General features: G+C 76.6%; 4 protein-coding genes. All 4 read left to right on the top strand.

The window, feature by feature from the left end; all coding sequences use genetic code 11:
• Nucleotides 1-1,045: acyl-CoA dehydrogenase family protein (locus ACTUAL_RS00470; protein WP_440898875.1), on the top strand; the 1,045-nt coding region annotated here is incomplete at its 5' end.
• On the top strand, nucleotides 1,042-2,529 hold the full coding sequence (locus ACTUAL_RS00465; RefSeq protein WP_440898874.1) for an HAD-IIIC family phosphatase: 1,488 nt from the start codon (nucleotides 1,042-1,044) through the stop codon (nucleotides 2,527-2,529). The genes ACTUAL_RS00470 and ACTUAL_RS00465, both read left to right, overlap by 4 nt.
• Complete coding sequence (locus tag ACTUAL_RS00460) at nucleotides 2,522-3,184, top strand: O-methyltransferase (RefSeq protein ID WP_440898873.1); 663 nt, start codon at nucleotides 2,522-2,524, stop codon at nucleotides 3,182-3,184. Before ACTUAL_RS00465 ends, ACTUAL_RS00460 begins: the two co-directional genes overlap by 8 nt.
• Before the next feature lie 177 nt (nucleotides 3,185-3,361).
• The coding region (locus ACTUAL_RS00455; protein WP_440898872.1) for an AfsR/SARP family transcriptional regulator at nucleotides 3,362-4,141 on the top strand (780 nt) is incomplete at its 3' end.

Raw genomic sequence — 4,141 nt, 5'->3', positions numbered from 1 at the left:
CCTGGCGGGCGAGCTGCCGGTGGCCGCGCTCCGCGAGCTCGGCGCGGCGGGCGCGCTGTGCGGTGAGGTCGCCGAGCGGCACGGCGGCCTCGGGCTCGGCAGCCTGGACAACGGCGAGCTGACCGCCCGCACCGGCGCGCTGTGCGGCTCGGTGCGCAGCGTCCAGACCTCGCAGGGCATGGCCGCCTGGACCGTGCGCCGCCTCGGCGACCAGGCGCAGCGCGCCGCCGTGCTGCCCAGGCTCACCGGGGGCTCGCTGGCCGCCGTGGCGCTCAGCGAGCCCGGCGCGGGCAGCGACCTGTCCGCCATGGCCACCACCGTCGAGGACGACCCCGGCGAACCGGGGACGGTCCTGGTGCGCGGCCACAAGGTGTGGACCACCGCGGCCCGCTACGCCGACCTGCTCCTCGTGGCGGGCAGGCGCGGCGACGGCGCGGCGGTCGCGCTGGTGCCCGCCACCGCGCCCGGCGTCACGATCACCCCCGTCGCCAACCCGATGGGCTGCCGGGCCGCGGGCCACGCCGACGTCGAGCTGGACGACGTGCGCCTGCCCGCCACCTCGGTGCTGGGCGGCGACGGCGTCTCCACCGCGCTGCTGGTCACCACGGTCCTCGCGCACGGCAGGCTGTCCGTGGCGTGGGGCTGCGTCGGCATCCTGCGCGCCTGCCTGGCCGCGTCCGCCGAGCACGCCCGCACCCGCCGCCAGTTCGGCGTGCCGCTGGCCGCGCACCAGCTCGTCGCGGGCCACCTCGCCGACCTGCTGGTCGCCGAGCAGGTCTCCACCAGGGTGTGCGAGCACGCCAGCCGCCGCTGGGACGTGGGCTCGGCCGAGCTGGTCACCGCCACCGTGCTCGCCAAGCACGTGAGCGCGGGGCACGCGGCGCGCGCCGCCGCCACCGCCGTCCAGGTGCTCGCCTCGGCGGGCGCCCACGACGGCCACCCCGTCGCGCGCGCCTACCGGGACGCCCAGCTCATGGCGATCCTCGAGGGCAGCAACGAGCTGTGCAGGCTCGTGCTGGCCGAGCACGCGGTGGCGACGGCGTGAGCGGCGACCTGGTCAAGTGCCTGGTGTGGGACCTGGACGACACGCTCTGGCGCGGCACCCTCGCCGAGGGCGACGCGCCCGTGCTGGACGAGCGGGTCCGCGCCGCGATCGTCGAGCTGGACGCGCGCGGCGTGCTCCAGTCGGTGGCCAGCCGCAACGACCCCGAGCCCGCCCTCGCCGCGCTGGAGGCGCTGGGCGTCGCCGAGTACTTCGTGCTGCCCGAGATCGGCTGGGGCGTCAAGTCCGCCGCCGTCGCCCGCATCGCCGACCGGCTGGGCTTCGCGCACCGCGCCATCGCGTTCGTCGACGACCGGCCCGCCGAGCGCGCCGAGGTCGCCTTCCACCTGCCCGAGGTCCGCTGCTACCCGGCCGAGCGCGTGCTGGAGCTGTGCTCGCTGCCCGAGTTCAGCCCCGCCGTCGTCACCGAGGACGCCCGCAACCGCCGCGCCCTCTACCGGGCCGGGTTCGCGCGCGGCGCCGAGCAGGCCGCGTTCACCGGGCCCGACGAGGAGTTCCTGCGCTCGCTGGGACTGGTGCTGCGGATCGACCGGGCCAGGCCCGAGGACCTGCACCGGGTCGAGGAGCTGACCGCGCGCACCAGCCAGATGAACGCGACCGGCGTGCACTACCCGCACGGGCAGTTGCGCGCCCTGCTGGACGACCCGGCGCACGAGGTGCTGGTGGCGGGCCTGACCGACCGGTTCGGGCCGCACGGCGCGATCGGCATCGTGCTGCTGGAGCGGCACACCGCCGCGTGGCACCTGAAGCTGCTGGCGACCTCGTGCCGGGTGGTGCCCTACGGCGTGGGCAGCGTGCTGCTGGACTGGCTGTGCGGGCAGGCGCTGGAGGCGGGCGCGCACCTGGTGGCCGACTTCCGGCGCACCGACCGCAACCGCATGATGGAGATCGCCTACCGGTTCGCCGGGTACGACGACGCCGACTGCGCCTGCCGCGCCGAGTTGGCGGCGGTGGGCGGCGGCCCCGAACACCTCGCTGCGGCAGGCGCCCCAGGCGCGGGCGCTCCGGGGATCGGCGCCTCGGGAGCCGGTGCTTCAGGAGCCGGTGCTTCCGTGGGCGGTGCTCCCGCGGGCGGCGCTCCAGGAACCGGTGCTGCCGAGACTCGCGCTGCCGAGACTCGCGCTGCCGAGTCTCACGTGGCCGAGCCCCGCGCTGCCGAGCCCTGCGCTGCCGAGCCCTGCGCCGCCGAGTCTCGCGTGGCTGAGCCCCGGACCGCTGAGCCCCGGACCGCCGAGCCCTGCGCTGCCGAGTCCAGCACCGCCCAGCCCCGCGTAGCCGAGCCCCGGACCGCCGAGCCCCGGACCGCCGAGCCCCGCGCCGCTGATGTCCCCGACGCCGAGGTTCCCGAGGCGCGTGCCAGCGGGAACCCGGTGCGGCGGCTGCACCTGCGCCCCGCGCCCCGACCCGCCCCGCGCGCGGTCACCGTCGAAGCCCCGTCGCTGCTGGAGGTGCCCACCCGTGGGTGAGCAGGTCGTCGTCACGCCCGCGCTGCTCGACTACCTGCGCGAGGTCTCCCAGCCGGAACCGGCGGCGCTCGCCGAGCTGCGCGCCGAGACCGCGCTGCTGCCCGGCGGCGGCGTCCTCCCCGTCCCACCGGGGGAAGGCGCTTTCCTCGCCATGCTGGTCGCGCTCACCGGGGCCCGGCTGGTCGTGGAGGTCGGCACCTTCACCGGGTGCAGCACGCTGTGCCTGGCCTCCGCCCTTCCCGACGGCGGCCGGGTGATCACCTGCGAGCTGAGCCCCAAGTGGCCCGCGATCGCCCGGCCGCACTGGGAGCGCGCGGGCGTCGCGGACCGGCTCGAGGTGCTCGTCGGCGACGCCGCGGGCAGCCCCGCCGGGCTGACCGGCGAGCTCGCGGGCCGGGTCGACCTGGTGTTCGTGGACGCGGACAAGGCCGGGTACCCCCGCTACTACGAGCTGGCCGTCGAGCTGGTGCGCCCCGGCGGGCTGGTCGTCGTGGACAACACCCTGTTCTCCGGCCGGGTCGCCGACCCCGCCGCGGTGGACCCCGACACCGAGGGCGTCCGGGAGCTCAACCGCAGGATCGCCGCCGACGACCGGGTCCAGGCCGTGCTGCTCGCGCACGCCGACGGCATGACCCTGGCCCGTCGCACGCGCTGAGCTCTCCGCACCAGTGCGCACGGTGAGCGTTCCGATACATACGGTAGGGGGAAAAAGCCGCTGCGAACTCCCGGCCGCGCGATGGCCGGGGGTACCGTCCCGACGGTCCAGAGCGGAACCGTCCCAGCGCAGCGGCGGGAAGCGACCCGGAGCAACCACGCGCCTTGGAGACCAGTGATGCGCTTTCAGCTCTTGGGTCCGCTCGAAGTCGTCGACCGGTCCCGACCGGTGGCGCTCGGCGGCACCAAGCAGCGCGCCGCGCTCGGCTACCTGCTGCTGCACCCGAACAGCGTGGTGCCCACCAGCAGCCTGCTCAAGGCGCTGTGGCCGCAGGACATGCCGCCCACCGGGCGCAAGATGCTCCAGAACGCGGTCGCCGCCCTGCGCGGCGTGCTGACCGCCGCCGGTGACGCGCCCGGCGCGCCCGCCCTGCTCACCCACACCCCCGGCTACCTGCTGCGCGTCGACCCGGAGGACGTGGACCTGAGCCGCTTCCGCAGGCTCGTCCACGCCGGGCGCGCCGACCTCGCGGCGGGCTCCTGGCAGCGCGCCGCCCGCACCCTGCGCGACGCGATCGGCCTGTGGCGCGGGCCGCTGCTGGCCGACCTGGTCGAGCAGGGCGTCGACTGGCCCGAGCTGGCGGCCGTGCGCAACACCCGGCTGGCCGCGCTGGAGGACTGCGTCGAGGCGGAGTTCGCGTCCGGCCGCTACGGCGAGATGATCGACGAGCTGGAGCGGTGGGTCGAGGCCGAGCCGCTGCGCGAGCGGCTGTGCGGCCAGCTCATGCGGGCGCTCTACCACTGCGGCAGGCAGGCCGACGCGCTCGGCGTGTACCGGCGCACCAGGGCCAGGCTGGTGGACGAGCTGGGGCTCGACCCCGGCCGCGAGCTGCGCGAGCTGGAGCGGGCGATCCTCAACCAGGAGGTGCCGCACCGGCTCCCGGCCCGGCGCGAGGCG

The sequence above is a fragment of the Actinosynnema sp. genome (genome assembly GCF_052038725.1).
Note: the sequence above shows the minus strand (reverse complement) of the source record. Positions and strands in the feature narration are given on the sequence as shown.